Below are 20,119 nucleotides of genomic sequence, written 5' to 3' on the forward strand. Positions count from 1 at the left end.
TCCCATGGGGATTACGACAAACTGCTGATTGATCCTCAAAGCCGCGCACAGAACCCGTCCAGCGCCGCAAGCTTCACCAGCCCCGAAACCGACACCGCCTCGAACCCGGGCATCTCGAGCGGTTCGCCCAACACCATGCCTTCAGGCAGACGGAATTCCGCCGGTTTGCGCGTCAGGTTGAAAACGAAGAGTAGTTTTTCGCCGTCCTTTTCCCGGGTGAAGACGAGCAGATCCTGATTGGTGCCGATGAAGGTCATTTCGCCGTCGATCAGTGCCGGATGGCTCTTCCGGAATGCGAGCGACTTGCGATAGTGATGCAGCACCGAGCTGTCGCTCCCCTCCTGTGTATCCACGGAAAGTGCCGCCTGCTCGTAAGGCACCGGCAGCCAGCTCTTTTCGGCGGAGGTAAAGCCCGCATGCGCCTTGCCCGCCTCCCAGGGCATCGGCGTGCGGCATCCGTCGCGGCCTTTGAAGGCCGGCCAGAAGCGGATGCCGTAGGGGTCACGCAGATCTTCGAAGGCAAGCTCCGCCTCCGGCAGGCCGAGCTCCTCGCCTTGATAGAGGCAGATTGAACCGCGCAGCGCCGAAAGAACCGAGATTGCCAGTTTGGCGATGACGGGTCGCTCTTCCTCCGTCACCGCAAAACGGCTGACATGGCGCATGACGTCGTGATTTGAGAAAGCCCAGCAGACCCAGCCGTCTGTCACGGATTTTTGGAAAGCTTCGACGCAGCCGCGAATATGCTCGGCGGTAAAATCCGGTCCCAGCAGATCGAAGGTGTAGCACATGTGCAGCTTGTCGCCGCCGCTCGTATAGGCCGCCACCGTCTTCAGCGAACGCGCGCCGTCGCCAACCTCGCCGACGGTGGTACGATCCTCATATTGGTCGAGCAGCACCCGGAAGCGTTTGAGGAAATCGACGTTTTCCGGCTGCGTCTTGTCATAGAGATGGTTCTGCATGCCATAGGGATTGCTGTCGGGCGCATCGAGGCCTGCATCATCCTCATCGGGCTCGTGCGGCGGATTGCTTCTGAGCTGCTTGTCGCAGAAATAATAGTTGACGGTATCCAACCGGAAGCCGTCGACGCCGCGGTCGAGCCAGAACTTCACCGTCTCCAGCACCGCATTCTGCACTTCCCTGCTATGGAAATTGAGGTCCGGCTGCGAGGTCAGGAAATTGTGCTGGTAATATTGCCGGCGCACGCCGTCCCACTCCCAGCCCGGCCCGCCGAAGATCGACAGCCAATTGTTCGGCGCGGTGCCATCCGGCTTCGGATCGGCCCAGACATACCAGTCCGCCTTCGCATTGGTCCGGCTCGTCCGGCTCTCGACGAACCAGGGATGCCGGTCCGATGTGTGCGAGATCACCTGGTCGATGACGACCTTGATGCCGAGCCTGTGCGCCTCCGCCATCATCTCGTCGAAATCGGCGAGCGTCCCGAAGATCGGGTCGACGTCGCAATAATCGGAAACATCATAGCCCATGTCGGCCATCGGCGACCTGAAGAAGGGCGAAAGCCAGATCGCGTCGACACCGAGACTGGCGATATGCGGCAGCCGGCGGGTGATCCCCTTGAGGTCGCCGAGCCCGTCGCTGTTGGTGTCCTGAAACGAGCGCGGATAGACCTGATAGATTACCGCGCCGCGCCACCAGTCCGCATTCCTGCCTGCCTGCAATGCCATCGGCTACATCTCCTGCCTCGTTAGCGCCCGCCACACTAAAGCGGACGAAACAAAAGACAACATGTGAGACCGTCATGGAGGTGCCGGAGATGTCGCAATGTGTCGTCGCGATCCAACAAAGGGGAGACGTATATAGGCTTGTCCACAACCCGTTTCCAGCCTCCGGATTTGGGGTTGCAACGCGATTCCTTTGCGATAAGGTGCGCACTGACCTGCACGTAAGAGGTCAAAATCTCGGGAACAGATGTCTAATAAAGGCGCAAAGCCTAGAAAGGTGGACCCACCATGAACCAGTTCACGAAAAAATTTCTCGCCTCCGCAATGTTTGGCACATTGCTGGCGTTTTCAGCGCATGCGGCCACGCTGAATATTCACAATGGCGGCGACCCGCAATCGCTCGATCCGCAGAAGCTGTCCGGCGACTGGGAGAATCGTATCGCCGGCGACATTTTCGAAGGCTTGGTCACGGAAGACGCCAAGGACAATCCGGTCCCCGGCCAGGCCGAAAGCTGGACGATTTCGCCTGACGGCAAAGTCTACACCTTCAAGCTTCGCGACGGCATCAAGTGGTCCGATGGCCAGCCGGTAACGGCAGGAGACTTCGTCTTCGCCTTCCAGCGCCTCGTCGACCCGAAGAACGCCGCCGATTATGCCTATCTGCAGTTCACCATCAAGAATGCCGAAAAGATCAACAAGGGTGAGATCACTGACCTCAACCAGCTCGGCGTCAAGGCGATCGACGACAAGACGCTGGAAATCACCCTCGAAAACCCGACGCCCTATTTCCTCAACGCTCTGATGCACTACACCGCCTATCCGCTGCCGAAGCACGTCGTCGAGGCGAAGGGCCAGGATTGGGTCAAGATCGGCAATATCGTCACCAACGGACCTTACAAGCCGGTCGAATGGGTTCCGGGCTCGCATGTCACCACGGTCAAGAACGACCAGTGGTACGGCACCAAGGACCTGAAGATTGACGGCGCCAAGTTCTTCGTGCTCGAGGATCAGGAAGCCGCACTGAAACGTTACCGCGCCGGCGAATTCGATATCCTGACCGATTTCCCCACCGACCAATACGAGTGGATGAAGAAGAACCTTCCGGGCCAGGCGCATGTCGCTCCCTTCTCCGGCCTCTATTACTATGTCATCAATTCGACCAAGCCGCCCTTCGCCGACAAGCGCGTTCGCCAGGCTCTCTCCATGGCGATCAACCGCGAAGTCATCGGCCCGCAGATTCTCGGCACCGGCGAACTGCCGGCCTATTCCTGGGTCCCGCCGGGCACGGCAAATTACGGCGAACCGGCCTACGTCTCCTGGAAGGATCTTCCCTATAAGGACAAGGTCGAAGAAGCCAAGAAGCTGCTGAAGGAAGCCGGTTTCGGTCCGGATCATCCGCTGACCGCCGAGCTCAAGTACAACACCAACGACAACCACAAGCGCATCGCCGTGGCGATCGCCTCGATGTGGAAGCCGCTCGGCGTTAATGTCGAACTCGTCAACGCCGAGACTAAAGTCCATTATGACCAGTTGCAGCGCGGCGAAGTGCAGATCGGCCGCGCCGGCTGGCTGGCCGACTACAACGACCCAGACAACTTCCTGAACCTCCTGGTCACAGGCGTTCAGATGAATTACGGCCGCTGGTCCAATCCTGATTACGACAAGATGATCAAGGACGGCAACGCCGAGACCGATCTCGCCAAGCGCGCCGCAATCTTCAAGAAAGCCGAACAGCTGGCGCTGGATGATTCCGCCGCCCTTCCGATCTACTATTATGTTTCGAAGAACGTCGTCTCACCGAAGATCGAAGGTTTCGTCGATAACATTCAGGACATCCACCGCACCCGCTGGCTGTCGATGAAAGAGTAAGGGAAAACGGTCCTTGCCGCGCTCTGCAGCAAGGACCGGCCCACGATCATGATCAAATACGCCCTCCGTCGCCTGCTATCGACGATCCCGGTTCTGTGGATCGCCGTCACAGCCTGTTTTTTCGTTTTGCGCCTTGCCCCCGGCGGCCCCTTCGATGGCGAAAGGCCATTGCCGCCGGTGATCCTGAAAAATCTCGCGGTTCATTACAATCTCGATAAGCCGCTGATTCAGCAGTACCTGATCTATGTCGGGGACCTGCTGCGGGGCGATCTCGGCCCCTCCTTCGCCAGCGAGGATTTTTCCGTGGCCCAGCAGATCATGATCGGTCTGCCCTATACCTTCACCATCGGTACCGCCGCGTTCCTGATCGCCATCATCGTCGGCATCGCCGTCGGCTGCCTTGGGGCGCTCTACCAGAATAAGACGCCGGACTATATTCTCGGCGCCCTTATCCTGGTCGGTGTCGTGCTGCCGAACTTCCTGATCGCGCCCATCCTGCAATTGATCTTCGGCATCCACCTCGCCTGGTTTCCGGTCGGCGGTTGGGGTGACGGCTCAATCAAATACTTGATCCTGCCGATTGTCGTTCTGGCCCTGCCGCATGCAGGCCGCATCTCGCGCATCACCCGCGGTTCGATGATCGAAGTGATGAACCAGAACTTCATCCGCACGGCCAAGGCCAAGGGCATCGGCCCGCGGCTGACGGTGATGCGCCATGCGCTGAAGCCCGCGCTCATGCCTGTCGTTTCCTATCTCGGTCCGGCGGCAAGCTACCTTCTCACCGGCTCGCTGGTTGTCGAGAGCATCTTCGGATTGCCCGGCATCGGCCGCTATTTCGTCAACGCAGCGCTGAACCGCGATTACGGCATGGTTCTCGGTACGGTCATCTTCTACATGGTGTTGATCGTGTTTCTGAACCTTCTAGTCGACATCGCCTATGCCTGGCTGGACCCGAAAGTGAGAAACCGATGATCCTCAACCCCGCAAAACGCGAACTGCTTGCTGAGGAGCTTTTGGAGGCGGAAGGCCTCGCACCTGAAGGCCGCTCGCTCACCAGGGATGCGCTCCGCCGCCTCGGGCGTAACAAGGCGGCCGTTCTGTCAATCGCCGTCCTGGCGCTGTTGGTCCTCGCCGCCTTCCTTGGCCCCTGGTTCATTCCCTTCAATTACGAGGATCCGGACTGGGCCGCCTTCCGCATCCCGCCGTCGATCGAGACCGGCCATTATTTCGGCACCGACCCGAACGGGCGCGACCTGCTTGCCCGCGTGCTCTACGGCACTCGCGTTTCGCTGGCCGTAGCGCTGACGGCAACCGTCGTCTCGGTCGTCATCGGCGTGCTCTACGGCGCCATATCCGGCTATATCGGCGGCAGACTCGACGCGATCATGATGCGCTTCGTCGATATCATGTATGCGCTTCCCTATATCCTCTTCGTCATCCTGCTGATGGTGATCTTCGGCCGCAACGTCTATCTGCTCTTTGCCGCCATCGGCGCGCTGGAGTGGCTGACCATGGCCCGCATCGTGCGCGGCCAGACACTGTCGATCAAGCATCGAGAATTCATCGAGGCGGCCCGTGCCTCCGGCCAGCGGCCATTCAAGATCATCGTCAAGCACATCATTCCGAACCTCGTCGGACCGGTAGTCATTTTCGCGGCGCTGACCGTGCCTGAAATCATCGCCACCGAAAGCTTCCTGTCCTATCTCGGCTTCGGCGTGCAGGAACCGCTGACCTCGCTCGGCACCCTGATCGCCGAGGGCACCGACGCCATGGAAAGCATGCCCTGGCTGCTGATCTTTCCGGCAAGCTTCCTCGTGGCCCTGCTGCTCAGTCTGCTCTTCATCGGCGACGGCCTGCGCGACGCGTTCGACCCGAAGGATCGCTAAGAATGCCCTACGAAACACAAAAAGACATCCTCCTCGAACTCAAGAATTATTCGATCACCTTCAAAACGCCGGATGGAGAGGTGAAGGCGGTCTCGAACATGAACCTCACCGTCCGGCCCGGCGAACGCGTTGCCATTGTCGGCGAATCCGGTTCGGGTAAGAGCCAGACCTTCCTGGGCATCATGGGCCTTCTCGCCAAGAACGGGAGAACGACTGGACAGGCGCTGCTCGAAGGCAGGGATGTACTGTCGTTGAAACCGCGCGAGCTCGACCAGATCCGCGGCAAGGACATGGCGATGGTCTTCCAAGACCCGATGACCGCCTTGAATCCCTCGCTCAAGATTTCACGGCAGCTGACCGAACAGCTTGAGGTTCACCGCGGCCTGACGGCTCGCGCCGCATCGGACGCTGCCCTCGACATGCTGAAACGCGTCGGCATCCCCGACCCGACGCGGCGCTTTCACCTCTATCCGCATGAACTCTCAGGCGGCATGCGCCAGCGCATCGTCATTGCCATGGCGCTGCTCACCAAACCGAAGCTGCTCATCGCCGACGAGCCGACGACGGCGCTCGACGTCACCATCCAGGCGCAGATCCTCGATCTCTTCAACGACCTGACGGCGGAGATGAACACGGCCCTGATCATGATCACCCACGATCTCGGCGTCGTCGCCGGCCTCGCCGACCGCGTCGCCGTCATGTATGCCGGCCGCATCGTCGAGGAGGCGCCCGTCGACGAGCTCTTCGACAATCCCGCCCATCCCTATACGGCGGCGCTGCACGCCTCGATCCCACGCCCGGATCAGGATGTCGACGAGCTCGTCGTCATCCCCGGGCGCCCGCCGAACCTGCAGCACCTGCCGAAAGGCTGCAATTTCTCGCCGCGCTGTTCGCAGGTCCAGGACGATTGCATCGACCGTCCGCCGCCGCTCGAAACCCTGGCACCGCGCCACTGCGCCGCCTGCTACCACCCGTTCCCGCGTCGTGAGGAGTTGCTGAACCATGGCTGACCGATCGCTGCTAAGGGTCGAGAACCTGACGACCCAGTTCGAATTGCCGGCAAAGGGCTTGTTCAAGCCGCCGATTTTCCTCACCGCCGTCAACAATGTCAGCTTCGATCTCGCCGAAGGCCGCACCCTCGGCGTCGTCGGTGAATCCGGCTGCGGCAAGTCGACGCTCGGCCGCTCCATCCTACGGCTGTTGAAATCGCAAAAGGGCCGCATCCTATGGCAGGGCCGCAATCTTCTCGACCTCTCGGAGGAGGAAATGCGTGCCGCCCGCCGCGACATGCAGATCATATTCCAGGATCCGATCGCCTCGCTCGACCCGCGCATGACCGTTGGAGACATCATCGCCGAACCGCTCACCGTTTTCGAGCCGAAGCTTTCCAAGGCCGAGCGCACCGAACGTGTCCGCGAGATCATGACCGCCGTCGGGCTGGTGCCGGAGATGATCAACCGCTATCCCCACGAATTCTCCGGCGGCCAGGCGCAACGCATCGGCATTGCCCGCGCCGTCGTCACCAAACCGAAGCTGATCATCTGCGACGAGCCGGTTTCGGCCCTCGACGTCTCGATCCAGGGCCAGGTGATTACGCTTCTGCGTAAACTGCGCAAGGAGTTCGGCCTGACGCTGATCTTCATCAGCCACGACCTTTCCGTCGTCCGCCTGATCTCCGACGATGTGCTGGTGCTCTATCTCGGCCGAGTGGTAGAGGCAGGCGACTGCGCCACCGTCTTCGACCATCCCGCCCATCCCTATACGCAGGCGCTCTTTTCCGCAGCACCGATCCCGGATCCGAAGCTTGCGCGCCTGCGCACCCGCATCCGCCTGCAGGGCGATCCGCCCTCGCCGCTCAACCCGCCGAAAGGCTGTGTCTTCTCGCCGCGCTGCTGGAAGGCGACCGATATCTGTCGCACCGAAATGCCGCCGACCGAGGAGGTCCGTCCCGGCCAGAAGGCAGCCTGCTATCATATGGACAGGCCAATGAGCGGCGACGCAATCTCAGGATGAAGCGCTTGGAAAAGCGGACTTATTTTGGGTTCTAAAGTCCCCGATAAGAAAGATTTATCTGAGCACGTGCTAACTGTTTCCCGCCCAATCATGGGTTAGGGGAACGCATATATGAAATCGAGACTATCGGGATTGATCGCAGTTGCATCTGCGATCATCGCTGCCTCCGCCATTTCGGCACAGGCCGAAGATCTGAAGTTCAAGCTCACTAACGGCACCGACTCCGTCCTGACGCGCTTCTACAGCTCGCCGACCGGCGTCGCCGACTGGGAGGAAGACGTCTTCGGCGAAGACGTTCTCGATCCGGGCGAAAGCATCGATATCACCATCGCCGATGGCCGCACCGTCTGCAAATACGATATGCGCTTCGAGTTCGAGGAAGGCTCAAACCTCGCGACCACCGAAGATACGCAGGATCTTTGCCAGATGGGCAGCTACACCATCCACGAATAAGCAGCCCCCGCCGCCGCCCGCCTTCGCCATGTTCGCGAAGGCGGGCTTTTACCTCCTGCGATATCGGCATCCATATATCAACGCTTGTCACTCCGCCTGGCTCCGCGTATCAGCGATTAAGAGCAGTGCGGGAGGACAAGGTGAGCAGACGGTTTCTATCGATCGGTGAATGCATGGTGGAACTCTCGCAGGCAGGCGACGGCCTGCTGCGCAAAGGTTTCGCCGGCGATACTTTCAACACCGCCTGGTATGCCCGCGCCTGCCTTGGCCCCGACTGGTCGGTCGATTATTTTACGGCGCTTGGCGACGACGCCATGTCGGATGAAATGGTGGCCTTCATCGACAAGGCGGGCATCGGCACAAGCCTCATCCGCCGCATCAGGGGTAAAACGCCCGGCCTTTACATGATCAATCTGAAGAACGGCGAACGCTCCTTCAGCTACTGGCGCGACAGTTCGGCCGCCCGCAGCCTGGCCGCCGATCCCGACAGCCTGCGCGAGGCGGTGGAGAGCGCTGACCTCGTCTATTTCTCCGGCATCACCCTTGCCATCCTGCCGCAGGAGGACGCGGCAACGCTGCTCGCCGAAATCCGCCGCGCCAAGGCCGCCGGCAAGCTTGTGGTGTTCGACCCGAACATCCGGCCCCGCCTGTGGTCGAGCTATGACATCATGCACGCGACGATCAGCGAGGGCGCACGCTCCTCCGTCCTCATCATGCCGAGCTTCGACGACGAAGCCGCCCATTTCGGTGACGATTCCATTGAAGCGACGGTCCACCGCTATCGCGCGCTGGGCGCTGTCCATATCGTCGTCAAGAATGGCGCGGACGGGGTCAGGCTGAATTTCGCCGGCGAGGAGAGCTTCGTTCCGGCCGAGAAGGTCGAGCAAGTGGTCGATACCACCAGTGCCGGCGACAGCTTCAACGGCGCCTTCCTTGCGCACTATCTGGAAACAGCGGATGCGACCGCCGCCGCCCGCTTCGCCGCAGGCGTCGCAGCCCGTGTCGTCAGCGAACACGGCGCATTGGTGGCAAAGGAAAAACTCGGATTGGATGGCGGCTAAGCCCGCGCATAGAAATTCGGTACGAATGCCATGTACGAGGCGCTCCCCCGCCTCCTCGGCTGACCCGTTAAAATGGGTAGGACCTCAGGACTTCGTCGGCCGATCGGTCTCGCGAACCGCCTCGTCATGGTACCAGCAACTGTCAAGCGCCGCGTCGCAAATATCGGCGGCCTCGCGCTCCATCAGCTTGGCGCGTTCGAACCGGCTGGCGGCCCGCGGCGGCTTGACAGGAAACTGATAGATCGTTGCGGATTCACGATGGAAACCGGTGGGCATGAGATCGCCTCCATTCAGTTCGGCGCATCGACATTTAACGCCAGGACCATAACACGATGCACATAGTTTATGCAAATTGCACAAATTATATGCATATCCATATTATGATTGATCGATATGCTGTCTACAGCGAAAGCGCCCGCCTATTTGTTCAACACTTCATCACGCCAGGCTAACGCCGAAATTTTCATCCGGTTCCAAGCGGAAAACTCAGTTTCCTGCTGATGATACGGCCTTCAGCCGTCAAAACGGGGTGGTTTTTGCAAAAGCAAAATTCATCCCGACCGGCTGACCTGCGATTTTTCTTGTCCCGGCGGCCGAACTGGCACGCTACGTGCTTTTGAAGGTGCATCCCCTGGCGGTTGGGTGCGCTTGCGCGCCGAGATCGTCTCCGGATTTGCTCACCTTCGTAGCATTGAGAGAGTCACGATGACAAAATATAAGCTCGAGTATATTTGGCTCGATGGGTACACTCCGGTACCGAACCTGCGTGGCAAGACGCAGATCAAGGAATTCGACGTATTCCCGACGCTGGAACAGCTTCCGCTCTGGGGCTTCGACGGTTCGTCGACCATGCAGGCCGAAGGCCGCAGCTCCGATTGCGTGCTGAAGCCGGTCGCCATCTATCCCGACCCGGCTCGCACCAACGGCGCGCTCGTCATGTGCGAAGTCATGATGCCTGATGGCGTCACGCCGCACCCGAGCAACGCTCGCGCGACCATTCTCGACGATGAAGATGCATGGTTCGGCTTCGAACAGGAATACTTCTTCTACCAGAACGGCCGTCCGCTCGGCTTCCCCGAGCAGGGCTACCCGGCTCCGCAGGGCCCCTACTACACCGGCGTCGGCTATTCGAACGTCGGCGACGTCGCCCGCGAAATCGTCGAAGAACATCTCGACCTCTGCCTGGCTGCCGGCATCAACCACGAAGGCATCAATGCCGAAGTGGCCAAGGGCCAGTGGGAATTCCAGATTTTCGGCAAGGGCTCCAAGAAGGCCGCCGACCAGATCTGGATGGCACGCTACCTGCTGCAGCGCCTGACCGAAAAATACGGCATCGACATCGAGTATCACTGCAAACCGCTCGGCGACACCGACTGGAACGGTTCGGGCATGCATTGCAACTTCTCGACCAAGTACATGCGCGAAGTCGGCGGCAAGGCCTATTTCGAAGCACTGATGGCGCAGTTCGAAAAGAACCTGATGGACCACATCGACGTTTACGGTCCTGACAACGACAAGCGCCTGACCGGCAAGCACGAAACGGCTCCGTGGAACAAGTTCTCCTACGGCGTTGCCGACCGTGGCGCCTCGATCCGCGTCCCGCATTCCTTCGTCAAGAACGACTACAAGGGCTATCTGGAAGATCGCCGCCCGAACTCGCAGGGCTGCCCCTACCAGATCGCTTCCCAGGTTCTGAAGACGATTTCGGAAGTTCCGACTGCAAGCTCGGCTTCCGCTGCCGCTTAACCTCCCAAACGGCGCCGGTCCACGACCGGCGCCGTCCTTCTTTCCGCATGAAAACCGCGATCGGCCGCTGACATATTCGCGAGGATCGAGCCGCTGAAAGGCCTGCAAGCGCGGGCATGCGGCTGTAATATTTCCATCATGGTCATGCCTCAAAATAGGCAAGCGGGAATCGCCGTTCCGGAACCCCGCTTTGGGGTTGAGCGTTGGCATATCGATGCAACGCGGATGGAAATCGTGACATGCTGCAACGTCCGGCAAACACTCATCACAGCGAGAGCTGGGCCAATGCCACAGCCGCCGGCAACCTGCCCGAACGGTTGGTGATCATCACCGATGCCTGGCATCCGCAAGTCAACGGCGTTGTGCGCTCGATCGAGAACACCAATCGCGAGCTGGCCAAGATGGGCGTGGCTGTTTCCATGGTGACGCCGGAGCGCTTCAACAGCATCCCGTGCCCGACTTATCCCGAGATCCGCCTGTCGATCGCCAATTACCGCCGCATCGCCCGTGAGATCGAAAAACACAATCCCTCCTACGTGCATATCGCCACGGAAGGGCCGCTGGGGCTGACTGCCCGCCGCTGGTGCCTGCGCAAGGGCATGCCCTTCTCCACCAGCTACCACACGCGCTTTCCCGAATATGTTTCCGCCCGCCTGCCGATTCCGCAAAGCTGGCTTTATGCCTTCGTGCGCTGGTTCCATAATGGCGGCGCCGGCTGCATGGTCGCCACCCCGAGTCTTGCTCGCGAGCTTTCGGCACGCGGCATCAAGAACCTGATGCCCTGGACCCGGGGTATCGACGCCACGCAATTCCATCCCATGCCGCTTGAGGAACAGCCATTCGGCCTTCCGCGCCCGATCTTCATGACAGTCGGGCGCGTGGCGCTGGAGAAGAACCTGCCGGCCTTTCTCGATCTCGACCTGCCCGGTTCGAAGGTAGTGGTCGGCGACGGCCCGGCATGAGCCGAACTGGAGCAGCGCTATCCCGATGTGCACTTTACCGGTGTGAAGTTCGGCGAGGATCTGGCCAAAGCCTATGCCCAGGCCGATGTCTTCGTCTTTCCCTCGCTCACCGACACGTTCGGCAACACGATCCTTGAAGCGCTGGCATCGGGTGTCCCGGTCGCCGCCTATCCGGTCACCGGCCCGCTCGATATCATCGGCGAAGACAGCGAGGTCGGCGCGCTCGACCAGAACCTGCAAGCCGCCTGCCTTGCCGCCCTCTCCGCCTCGCGCATCAAGGCGCGCGAGCTTGCCATGCAATATTCCTGGGAAGCGGCGACGCTGCAGTTCATCAACAATATCCGCGCCGCCAACGGCGTCATTACGCCGAAATGGAAAAAGGCCTGGCAGTTTGCCAAATCGCTGCCTAGAACCAGAAAGCCTGGCGAAACCGCCGGGCCTCTCCCCTCCGCAGACTGATCTCCCCTGCTCGTGCCGTTCCCGACGGCAATCGCGCTGCGCGCAGCAGATATTTCGGCGATGGCGTTCAAAGGCACAAAATCGTGGATCGTGCCGTTGTAGCGCATCGACGTGACGCGAACGCCGGCGAGCGACCACGACGCGGCGGATCTCACCCCGCTACAGGCCGATATCGTGGCGCTGCGCGAAGCGCAGGATAAGAGCGCGGCTTAGGTTCAGGACGACCGACATAGGGTGCGCATGAGGCGCCCCCTCTGCCTTGACGGGCATTTCCTCACAAGTGGGGAGATCGGCTGGGGTACCCGCTCGCTCCAACATCGATTGTTCGGGGAGATACTATCCGCCGGCGATCTCCACCCTTGTGGGGGAGATGCCCGGCAGGGCAGAGGGGGGTGCCCCAGGCCCCGGCAACGCCCCCAAAATAACCCTATGTCCGTCTCTTCTTGCCTTCGAACGGATTCTCAGCTGAACGGAAATGAATACGGATCGGCACGCTCGGCATGTCGAAATCGGCGCGCAAGCCGTTGATCAGATAGCGCGTATAGGATTCCGGCAGTGCGTCCGAACGGGTGCAGGAGATCATGAAGGCCGGCGGGCGGGCCTTGACCTGCGTCATGTATTTCAGCTTGATCCGGCGGCCGGACACGGCCGGTGGCGGATGCTGGATCTGCTGCGTTTCCAGCCAGCGATTAAGCTTCGCCGTCGAAATGCGCTTGTTCCAGACCCTGTCCGTGTCGATGATCGACTGCATCAGCTTGTCGAGCCCCCAGCCGGTTTGGCCGGAGATCGGCACGGCGCGGATGCCGCGCGCCTGCGGCAGCAGCCGGTCGGTCTTTTCGCGGAGATCCGCAAGCACTGCCTGCCGGTCTTCGATCATGTCCCACTTGTTGAAGGCGAGCACGGCCGCGCGGCCTTCGCGCAGCACGAGATCGACGATCTGCAGATCCTGCTTCTCGAAAGGGATCGTCGCGTCGAAGACGATGACGACGGTTTCGGCAAAACGGATGGCGCGCAGCGCGTCGGCGACGGAAAGCTTCTCCAGCTTCTCGGTCACCCGCGCCTTGCGGCGCATGCCTGCGGTATCGAACATTTTGATGGTGCGGCCGCGCCAATCCCATTCGACTGAAATGGAATCGCGGGTGATGCCTGCCTCCGGCCCGGTCAAAAGCCGGTCCTCGCCGAGGAAACGGTTGATCAGCGTCGACTTTCCGGCATTCGGCCGGCCGACGATCGCCACCCGGAGCGGCTTGGTGTCGTCATAGACGGGCTCTTCGTCCTCGTCGTCGCCTTCACCCGCGGCCTCGGAAATATCGACGTTGGTGACGGCGACATCCTCCTTGGCATAGGCGCGATCCTTGCCGATCGCCTCGACGATCGCGTCCCGCAGATCGAGCATGCCCTCGCCGTGTTCGGCCGAAATCGGTGTCGGCTCGCCGAGCCCGAGCGTATAAGCGTCATAGAAGCCGCTGTCGGAGCCGCGCGCTTCGGATTTATTGGCGACCAGCACCACCGGCTTGCCGCGCCGGCGCAGCATTTCGGCAAGCGCGGTGTCGACGGGCGTCAGTCCGTTCTTGGCATCGACGACGAAAAGCGAAAGATCGGCCTCGTCGATTGCCGCTTCCGTCTGGGCGCGCATCCGGCCCTGCAGGCTTTCTTCGTCGGCCTCTTCCAGACCGGCCGTGTCGATAATGGTAAAGGTCAGGCCCATCAGCCGCGCATCGCCAGGCCGGCGGTCGCGGGTCACGCCTGGCGTGTCGTCGACAAGCGCCAGCTTCTTTCCCACCAGGCGGTTGAAAAGCGTCGACTTGCCGACATTCGGACGACCGACGATCGCGACCGTGAAACTCATTCTTTTTCCTTAAAACTCAGCCCTGCGCGGCGGGCGCCTTGCCGGATGCGGTAATGAGATCAAGCATCATATGAGCGCGATTGGTAACATTGCGCGGGCTGTCGGTATCGTCGACGATTGACTGGAACCATTGCCGCGCCTGCGCCATGTTGCCGGCCTTATACGAAGCAAGGCCGAGCGCTTCGCGTGCCGAATGACGGAAGGCGTTGCCCGGCACGGCCATTTCCTCGATCGCGGCCGAAACCTGTTCGTAGGAGCCGTTTTCGATCAGCAGCCAGCCGGCCCGCATTTTTGCGGCATCGCGCACGGCGGCCGGAACGCCATTATCCTTGCCGATCTCGTTGAAGGCGGCGATCGCCGTGGCAGCGTCGCCCTTCTGCGCCTGAACGGTCGCCGCCCGCATGCGCGCCAGCACCGGATAGGCGCCATGGCCTTCCTTTTCCAGCTTATCGAGCGCGGCCAGCGCTTCGTCGTTCTTGTTCTCGTCGGCAAGCTTCATCGCCGCCAGGAACTGGTCGCCGGCACCGGAGGAGCGGGTATCGTCCCAATATTCATAGAGAACCTTGCCGGCGGTGCCGACGACGATCAGGATGGCGACGACGATGATATAGCGGCCAAAGCGGCGCCAGACACCCTTCATCTGGTCGGACCGCAATTCCTCATTGACTTCACGGATGAAGCTGTCGTCGTTGAATGCCATTCTCGTCTCCGGCCGCGGAAATACCCAATACTATGCAAGATGCATATTGCCGGGCCTTCTACCCCATTTTGCCGCAGTTGTAAGGGGGATATGAAAGATTCGTTACATCACAAGCGGCGAAACGCCGATCAGCCATTCGTGCAGCTTCCAGATGATCAGCGCCCAGACGACGATGCCGATGACGATCGCATAGAGATCGTATTTGGCTGACACGAACGGCCGGAGCACGATCTCGCCCGCCCGCTGCCGCCGTTTCAGCGAAATGCGCAGGATGACGCCCCAGGCGAGAAAGGCTGCAAACAGCAGCACCGACGACGTCTCGCCATTGGCGAGCAGATGCGCCAGCGCCCAGATCTTCACCGACAGCACCATCGGATGTTTGGTCTTGGTCGCAATGTGCCCCGCCGGCAGCAGCGAGGCGACCAGACAGATCATCGCGATCAGCATCAAGGTAATGGTGATATGCGCCATCCAGACCGGCGGATTGTAAAGCACGCCGGTCACCTGCCGGGCCTGGCCGAATCCGTAGATCAACAGGATCAGCGTGGCGAGACTCGCGACGGAATAAGCCGCTCGCCAGCCCTTCTCGCCAAGGCTTGCGATCATCGAGGCGCGGAAGCCGGGGGCGACCACCCGCAAAAGATGCACCCCGAGGAAAAGTATGATGCCGACGATAAGCAATGCCATGGCGGATCCCTTCCGTGCCGTTTGTCATGGCTTAGCGGCTAGCGGGAAAAAATACCAGTTGAGACCGCAGCTTCGCCGCAATTCTATCGGAGGGAAACCGCGAACAAATTGTCGCGGTGCCCATGTCTCGTCCTCTCCTCTCCGCCTGTCTGGCTGCCTCCTTCATTCTGCCTGTCACGGCAGAGGCGGCCGACCGGCCGAAACAGCTGGTCATCATCTCTTTCGACGGCGCCCACGACAATGCGCTCTGGCTGAAAAGCCGCGAGATGGCGGCAAAGAACGGCGCCCATTTCACCTATTTCCTCTCCTGCACCTTCCTGATGAACGAGGCGGCGAAGAAGGCCTACCGGGCGCCGCACCAGAGACGCGGAAAGTCCAATGTCGGCTTCGCCCAGAGCGACGACGAAATCCGCGAACGCCTCGGCAATATCTGGCATGCCCATCTCGAAGGTCACGACATATCGAGCCACGCCTGCGGCCATTTCGATGGCCGCGAATGGAGCGAGGCCGACTGGTCGGCCGAATACGCCACCTTCCACACAACCCTGAAGAATGCCTGGAAAGGCGTCGGTCTGGACGAGCCGGCCGGCTGGCGGGATCTGGTCGATCATGGCATCAAGGGTTTCCGCGCCCCCTACCTCTCCGCGACCGCGGGCGCCGACATGATCGCCGCCGAAAAGAAGGCGGGCTTCAGCTATGACGCGAGCCTCGTCACCAAAGGCCCGGCTATGCCTGTCGAGGAGGACGGCATTATCCGCTTCGGCCTGCCGCTGATCCCTGAAGGCCCAAGCGAAAAACCGATCATCGGCATGGACTACAATCTCTTCGTGCGCCACTCCAAGGGCGAGGAAGACAGCGCGGATTCGAAAGAATTCGAGGACCGCGCCTATGCCGCCTTCTCCCAAGCCTTCGACCGCCAGTACAACGGCAACCGCATCCCGCTCCAGCTTGGCTTCCACTTCGTCGAGATGAACGGCGGCGCCTACTGGCGCGCCCTCGACCGGCTGGTCGGCGACGTCTGCCACCGAGAGGACGTCGCCTGTGTCAGCTATTCCGAAGCGATCCCGATGATCGAGGCGCGGGGGAGATTGCAGCAGACGTCGGGGCTGTGACAGTACTTTTCGAGACTGAGACGAGGTGCCGTGCGGCCCCGTCATCCGCTTGCCGGCACCTTCTCCGCGCTCGGCGCGCTAGGGAAAAGGGATAAGCCGCAGAATTTCGACTCCCTCTTCTCCCCTCGGGGAGAAGGCGCCCGTAGGGCGGATGACGGGGCGACACGGCAGGTGAGGTATTTCCCGTTGCCGCCTGCCTCCCCATCGGACAATCTCACCCATCAGCCATCCGCGTGTACGGCGCCGGCTTCACGCTCCAGATAGCGCTGATCGATCTCCGGCAACGGCTCATCATCGATTGCCGCCTCGAAGGCCTTCAGGCGTTTGTGGATGGAAAGTAGCTCGATAATCGTCGTCCAGGCGTTGACGAGATACTGGAATGAGTTGCTGACCTGACCGAAGGCGGTCGAAATCTGCTGGAAGATGCCATAGGTGATGGCGCCGGCCACGATCGTCGGCACCAGCATGAAGATGACGAAGAGCGCGTCCGCCTGACTGTAGAAATTGCGGGCGACGTTAAAATACATGTAGTGAAAATACATCCGGTAATAGTTGCGACGAACATTGTCGAAGAGTTCGCGCACCGTCAGTGGCTGGGCCCTTTCCGCATGGTCTTCGCCGTAGACGAGTTCCTTGCGATAGGCCGCTTCAACGCGCTGATTGCGGAAGTTCAGACCCGGCAGCTTGATGCCGACAACCGCCAGCAGCACGGTGCCGAAAGCCGACCAAAAGAGCGCTAGCCAGAAGAGCGAATTCGCCACCGGTCCGATGACCGGCAGCGCGGTCACGTAATGCGAGAGCGCCAGCAGGATCGGGAGGAAGACGACAAGCGTCATCACCGAGTTGATGAGGCTGATGCCGAGCACTTCGAGCGTGCTTGCAAAACGCATCGTATCTTCCTGAACGCGCTGTGAGGCGCCCTCGATATGGCGCAGCTTTTCCCACTTCGACATGTAGAAATTGTTCATCGCCGTGCGCCAGCGGAAGATGTAGTGGCTGGTGAAGAAGTCGGTCATGATCGACACGAACATGCTGAGAAATGCGATCTGACAGAAGACCCACATCAGGTCGTAGAAATTATCGACGCTAATGCCCGGCTGCTTCGACAATGCGTTCTGCAAAAGATCGCCGAACGGCCGGCGCCAGTTGTTGATCACGACGGTAATCTGGACGCCGAAATAGGTCACGAAGATGATGAGTGCCGAACCCCAAATCGACCACAGCTTCCAGGGATGGTGCAGCGCCTTCAGATGCCATGCGCCGCAGAAGATCACCGCCGAAAGAAAGAAATAGCTATAGAACCAGAGGTTTTCGGGCAGCAGGAAGAACGAAAGATCGATCGGCTGCTGGTCTTCCGGAACAGGTCCATAACCGAGCGATACACCGAGATGAGCGGCGAACAGATACCAGCCGGCGATGCAAATCAGGGTCCAAATGACGAGCGAAGTAAAAAACGCCTTCGGCTGGGGAAAAAAGGAATGAAACACGGGGAGCTTTGCTTTCCTGAACTGTGAGTCTCGGGAGTGTCGTCGAACACTGATTGTGCCGGAAACTAAGGCAGTTCGAAGGAAGCAGCAATGGGTTTAGCCGATTGTTACGCAGATGTAACGGGTTAAGCGATTTTCTTGATCACCGGCATCACCAGTCCCGCGCAGGCAACGAGTGCCGCCGCAGCAATCACCGTCGGAACGGTGAAACTGCCCGAGCGTTCGGCGATCCAGCCGGCAACGACAGGCCCGACGATCTGGCCGACACCGAAGGCGGCCGTCATCATCGCCAGGATCCGCCGCGGGCTTTCGGGGGAAAGCTTGCGGCCGATCTGCAGCCCGTAAGCGGTGATCGCCAGGAAGGTCGCCCCGAACAGCGCCCCGCCGATCAGCGGTGCGGCAGAGTGCGGCAGCATGACGGTTGCGAGCACGCCGGCGGCTTCGACCAGAAGTGCTGCGACATAGACGCCCCCGAGCCCGAGCGGCCTGACCAGCGGCTTCCAGGCAAACAGCGCCACCGCCGACGTCAGGCCGGCGATGAACCAGCAGAGAAATTCGACAAAGGCACCCGTGGCTGACAGGCGGGCGATGGTGACGAGGAAGGTCGCGGTGATCACATAGCCGAAGCCGAACAGGCCGTAGGACAGCGTGATCAGCACCATCGGCCGGCTCCAGACGAGGGCCGGCTCTTTGCCCGTGCGCGCCGATTGCGCCGGCGCCGACGGCAAGAGCAGGAAGACGATGACGAGGCTTGCCGCGCAGTAGAGCGCGCCGCCGATCCAGTCGGCGCGCCAGCTGTCCGGGCGGCCGTGAAAGCCGAGGCCGATGAGAAACACCATGATCGAGGACAGCGCGATCCCCGCTCCCGGCCCGCCGAAATGCGCTGCCTGCACATGGTCGTTGCCGGCGGAAGCCCCGTGGCTGAGCACGATCGATGAGGTGAAGACCATCGCAAAGGCGCTGGCGAGGCCGGCCAGGAACCGGATGACGGCAAAGACTGCGACGGAATTTGTGGCGGCCATGGCGGCGAGCAGGATTGCGGTCGCAAGCAGTGCCGAGAGCGCCACCAGCCGTTCGCGCCCCGCCGCCCAGCCATAGGCGGCAAGCACGGCGCCGACGAGATAACCGACGAAATTCGCCGAAGCAATAAAACCGGCATCCGCCGCCGAAAGCGGCACGCCACTCATCATGCCGGGCAGGATCGGCGTGTAGGAGAAACGCCCGAAGCCCATGGCCGCCGCCATCGCAACGGCGCCGGCAGCGGCAGTGGAAACAAGGTTCGGCGGGGAATGACGGATGCGCTCAAGCATGCAGCGCTTATCGCGCCGCAGCACCTGCGCGACAATCAAGTAATTCTGATCGGTCGATCAATTTCCGGAAACATGAAAAATTCCTCGCCTCCCTTGAAAGCAATTATCTTACGATATATGTTTTAAGACATAGCCAACGATACATCCAACGATGAAAGGAAAAGTCATGAGAGGTTTTAAAGGCGGCATGTTCGGCGACGCTTTCCGCATGGGCCGCAAATTTGCGGCCGGCGATCTGCAGCTCGTCATTCTGGCGCTGCTCGCTGAGCAACCCCGCCACGGCTATGAATTGATAAAGTTGCTGGAGGAACGCTCCGGGGGCTTCTACGTGCCGAGCCCCGGCGTTATCTACCCGGCGCTCACCTATCTCGAGGAAACCGGTCTTGCCGAGGTGGAGAACGAGGGCACCAAGAAACTCTACAGCATCACCGACGCCGGCCGCCGCCGCGTCGAGGAAAACCGCGACATGATCCTGCACACACTCGCCAAGCTGGAACGCATCGGTGAGAAGATGGCCTATGTGAAGCGCGTCTTCGAAACCGACCGCCACGGCGCCGACGAGGGTGACGACGGCGATTTCATGCAGGACGGCGGCGATATCCGCGCCGCTCGCATGCTGCTGCGCTCGGCACTGCGCATGCGTTATCCCTGGTCAAAGCCCGAGGCCGCCCGCATTGCCGGCATACTGGAACGTGCGGCGACGGAAATCCTGCAGGGCGGCAGGCCGCAAACGCGGGGTGAAGACGGGTGATGCCAAGGTACAAGGGATGAGGCGCTCGAGGATACCGCACTGGTGCCCAAGAGGGCCTCATCCTGAAGCGCCCCGCAGGGGCCTCGAAGGACGGG

General features: G+C 60.8%; 17 protein-coding genes and 2 pseudogenes. 11 read left to right on the top strand and 8 right to left on the bottom strand.

The annotated features are described in order from the left end of the window. Positions 1 to 35 precede the first annotated feature (35 nt). A complete protein-coding gene (gene bglA / locus OS035_RS27940; RefSeq protein ID WP_183777580.1) occupies positions 36 to 1,682 on the bottom strand; it encodes a beta-galactosidase BglA in 1,647 nt (548 codons plus the stop codon). A 285-nt stretch (positions 1,683 to 1,967) separates the two neighbouring features. Between bglA and OS035_RS27945 the strand changes: the two genes are divergently transcribed. The 7 genes from OS035_RS27945 to OS035_RS27975 all read left to right on the top strand — a co-directional run bounded on the left by OS035_RS27945 (position 1,968) and on the right by OS035_RS27975 (position 8,961). Next, a complete protein-coding gene (locus tag OS035_RS27945) occupies positions 1,968 to 3,548 on the top strand; it encodes a peptide ABC transporter substrate-binding protein (protein ID WP_003592969.1) in 1,581 nt (526 codons plus the stop codon). 48 nt (positions 3,549 to 3,596) lie between these two features. Continuing rightward, positions 3,597 to 4,520 (top strand): ABC transporter permease subunit, encoded by a 924-nt coding sequence (locus OS035_RS27950; protein ID WP_071087984.1) that lies wholly within the window; start codon positions 3,597 to 3,599, stop codon positions 4,518 to 4,520. Further along, positions 4,517 to 5,434, top strand: a complete 918-nt coding sequence (locus OS035_RS27955) for an ABC transporter permease (protein WP_097626606.1) — start codon at positions 4,517 to 4,519, stop codon at positions 5,432 to 5,434. The genes OS035_RS27950 and OS035_RS27955 overlap by 4 nt, the downstream gene beginning before the upstream one ends. Positions 5,435 to 5,436: 2 nt before the next feature. Then, entirely contained in the window at positions 5,437 to 6,444 is a 1,008-nt protein-coding gene (locus OS035_RS27960) for an ABC transporter ATP-binding protein (RefSeq protein ID WP_097626604.1), read from the top strand. Beyond that, positions 6,437 to 7,447 carry an ABC transporter ATP-binding protein gene (locus OS035_RS27965; RefSeq protein WP_097626602.1) on the top strand — a complete coding sequence of 337 codons (1,011 nt, stop codon included), beginning with the start codon at positions 6,437 to 6,439 and terminating at the stop codon, positions 7,445 to 7,447. The genes OS035_RS27960 and OS035_RS27965 overlap by 8 nt, the downstream gene beginning before the upstream one ends. A 111-nt stretch (positions 7,448 to 7,558) precedes the next feature. After that, positions 7,559 to 7,900, top strand: coding sequence for a hypothetical protein (locus OS035_RS27970; RefSeq protein ID WP_097626600.1), 342 nt, complete (start codon positions 7,559 to 7,561; stop codon positions 7,898 to 7,900). Between the two features lie 140 nt (positions 7,901 to 8,040). Then, positions 8,041 to 8,961 carry a sugar kinase gene (locus tag OS035_RS27975; protein ID WP_097626598.1) on the top strand — a complete coding sequence of 307 codons (921 nt, stop codon included), beginning with the start codon at positions 8,041 to 8,043 and terminating at the stop codon, positions 8,959 to 8,961. 84 nt (positions 8,962 to 9,045) lie between these two features. Here the strand turns inward: OS035_RS27975 and gstI are convergent, their stop codons facing one another. Next, positions 9,046 to 9,237, bottom strand: a complete 192-nt coding sequence (gene gstI, locus OS035_RS27980) for a glutamine synthetase translation inhibitor GstI (RefSeq protein WP_097626596.1) — start codon at positions 9,235 to 9,237, stop codon at positions 9,046 to 9,048. Positions 9,238 to 9,666: 429 nt separating this feature from the next. On the opposite strand from gstI, the gene OS035_RS27985 reads away from it, so the two are divergent. Both OS035_RS27985 and OS035_RS27990 read left to right on the top strand, forming a co-directional pair. After that, positions 9,667 to 10,707: a glutamine synthetase beta-grasp domain-containing protein gene (locus OS035_RS27985; RefSeq protein WP_088936412.1), complete on the top strand. Its 1,041-nt coding sequence runs from the start codon at positions 9,667 to 9,669 to the stop codon at positions 10,705 to 10,707. A 239-nt stretch (positions 10,708 to 10,946) separates the two neighbouring features. Continuing rightward, a pseudogene (locus OS035_RS27990) lies at positions 10,947 to 12,128 on the top strand (glycosyltransferase family 4 protein). Positions 12,129 to 12,133: 5 nt separating this feature from the next. On the opposite strand, the pseudogene OS035_RS27995 reads toward OS035_RS27990, so the two are convergent. The 4 genes and pseudogenes from OS035_RS27995 to OS035_RS28010 all read right to left on the bottom strand — a co-directional run. After that, positions 12,134 to 12,265: pseudogene (locus tag OS035_RS27995) on the bottom strand (lipase); the annotation flags it as partial. Between the two features lie 290 nt (positions 12,266 to 12,555). Then, complete coding sequence (der, locus tag OS035_RS28000) at positions 12,556 to 13,977, bottom strand: ribosome biogenesis GTPase Der (RefSeq protein ID WP_097626592.1); 1,422 nt, start codon at positions 13,975 to 13,977, stop codon at positions 12,556 to 12,558. Positions 13,978 to 13,993: 16 nt separating this feature from the next. Next, positions 13,994 to 14,677: a tetratricopeptide repeat protein gene (locus tag OS035_RS28005; RefSeq protein WP_097626590.1), complete on the bottom strand. Its 684-nt coding sequence runs from the start codon at positions 14,675 to 14,677 to the stop codon at positions 13,994 to 13,996. 102 nt (positions 14,678 to 14,779) lie between these two features. Continuing rightward, positions 14,780 to 15,364, bottom strand: a complete 585-nt coding sequence (locus tag OS035_RS28010; RefSeq protein WP_097626588.1) for an NnrU family protein — start codon at positions 15,362 to 15,364, stop codon at positions 14,780 to 14,782. Positions 15,365 to 15,486: 122 nt separating this feature from the next. Between OS035_RS28010 and OS035_RS28015 the strand changes: the two genes are divergently transcribed. Further along, positions 15,487 to 16,476 carry a polysaccharide deacetylase gene (locus tag OS035_RS28015; protein ID WP_131711386.1) on the top strand — a complete coding sequence of 330 codons (990 nt, stop codon included), beginning with the start codon at positions 15,487 to 15,489 and terminating at the stop codon, positions 16,474 to 16,476. A gap of 221 nt (positions 16,477 to 16,697) precedes the next feature. Here the strand turns inward: OS035_RS28015 and sbmA are convergent, their stop codons facing one another. Both sbmA and OS035_RS28025 read right to left on the bottom strand, forming a co-directional pair. Then, positions 16,698 to 17,963, bottom strand: a complete 1,266-nt coding sequence (sbmA, locus tag OS035_RS28020) for a peptide antibiotic transporter SbmA (protein WP_183777578.1) — start codon at positions 17,961 to 17,963, stop codon at positions 16,698 to 16,700. Positions 17,964 to 18,088: 125 nt separating this feature from the next. Then, on the bottom strand, positions 18,089 to 19,273 hold the full coding sequence (locus tag OS035_RS28025) for a YbfB/YjiJ family MFS transporter (RefSeq protein ID WP_097626817.1): 1,185 nt from the start codon (positions 19,271 to 19,273) through the stop codon (positions 18,089 to 18,091). Between the two features lie 166 nt (positions 19,274 to 19,439). Here OS035_RS28025 and OS035_RS28030 point away from each other — a divergent pair, with 166 nt between their 5' ends. Then, entirely contained in the window at positions 19,440 to 20,024 is a 585-nt protein-coding gene (locus OS035_RS28030; protein ID WP_097626582.1) for a PadR family transcriptional regulator, read from the top strand. The last annotated feature ends 95 nt before the right edge of the window (positions 20,025 to 20,119 follow it).

The sequence above is a fragment of the Rhizobium sp. 268 genome (assembly GCF_036571585.1).
Classification (GTDB): domain Bacteria; phylum Pseudomonadota; class Alphaproteobacteria; order Rhizobiales; family Rhizobiaceae; genus Rhizobium; species Rhizobium redzepovicii.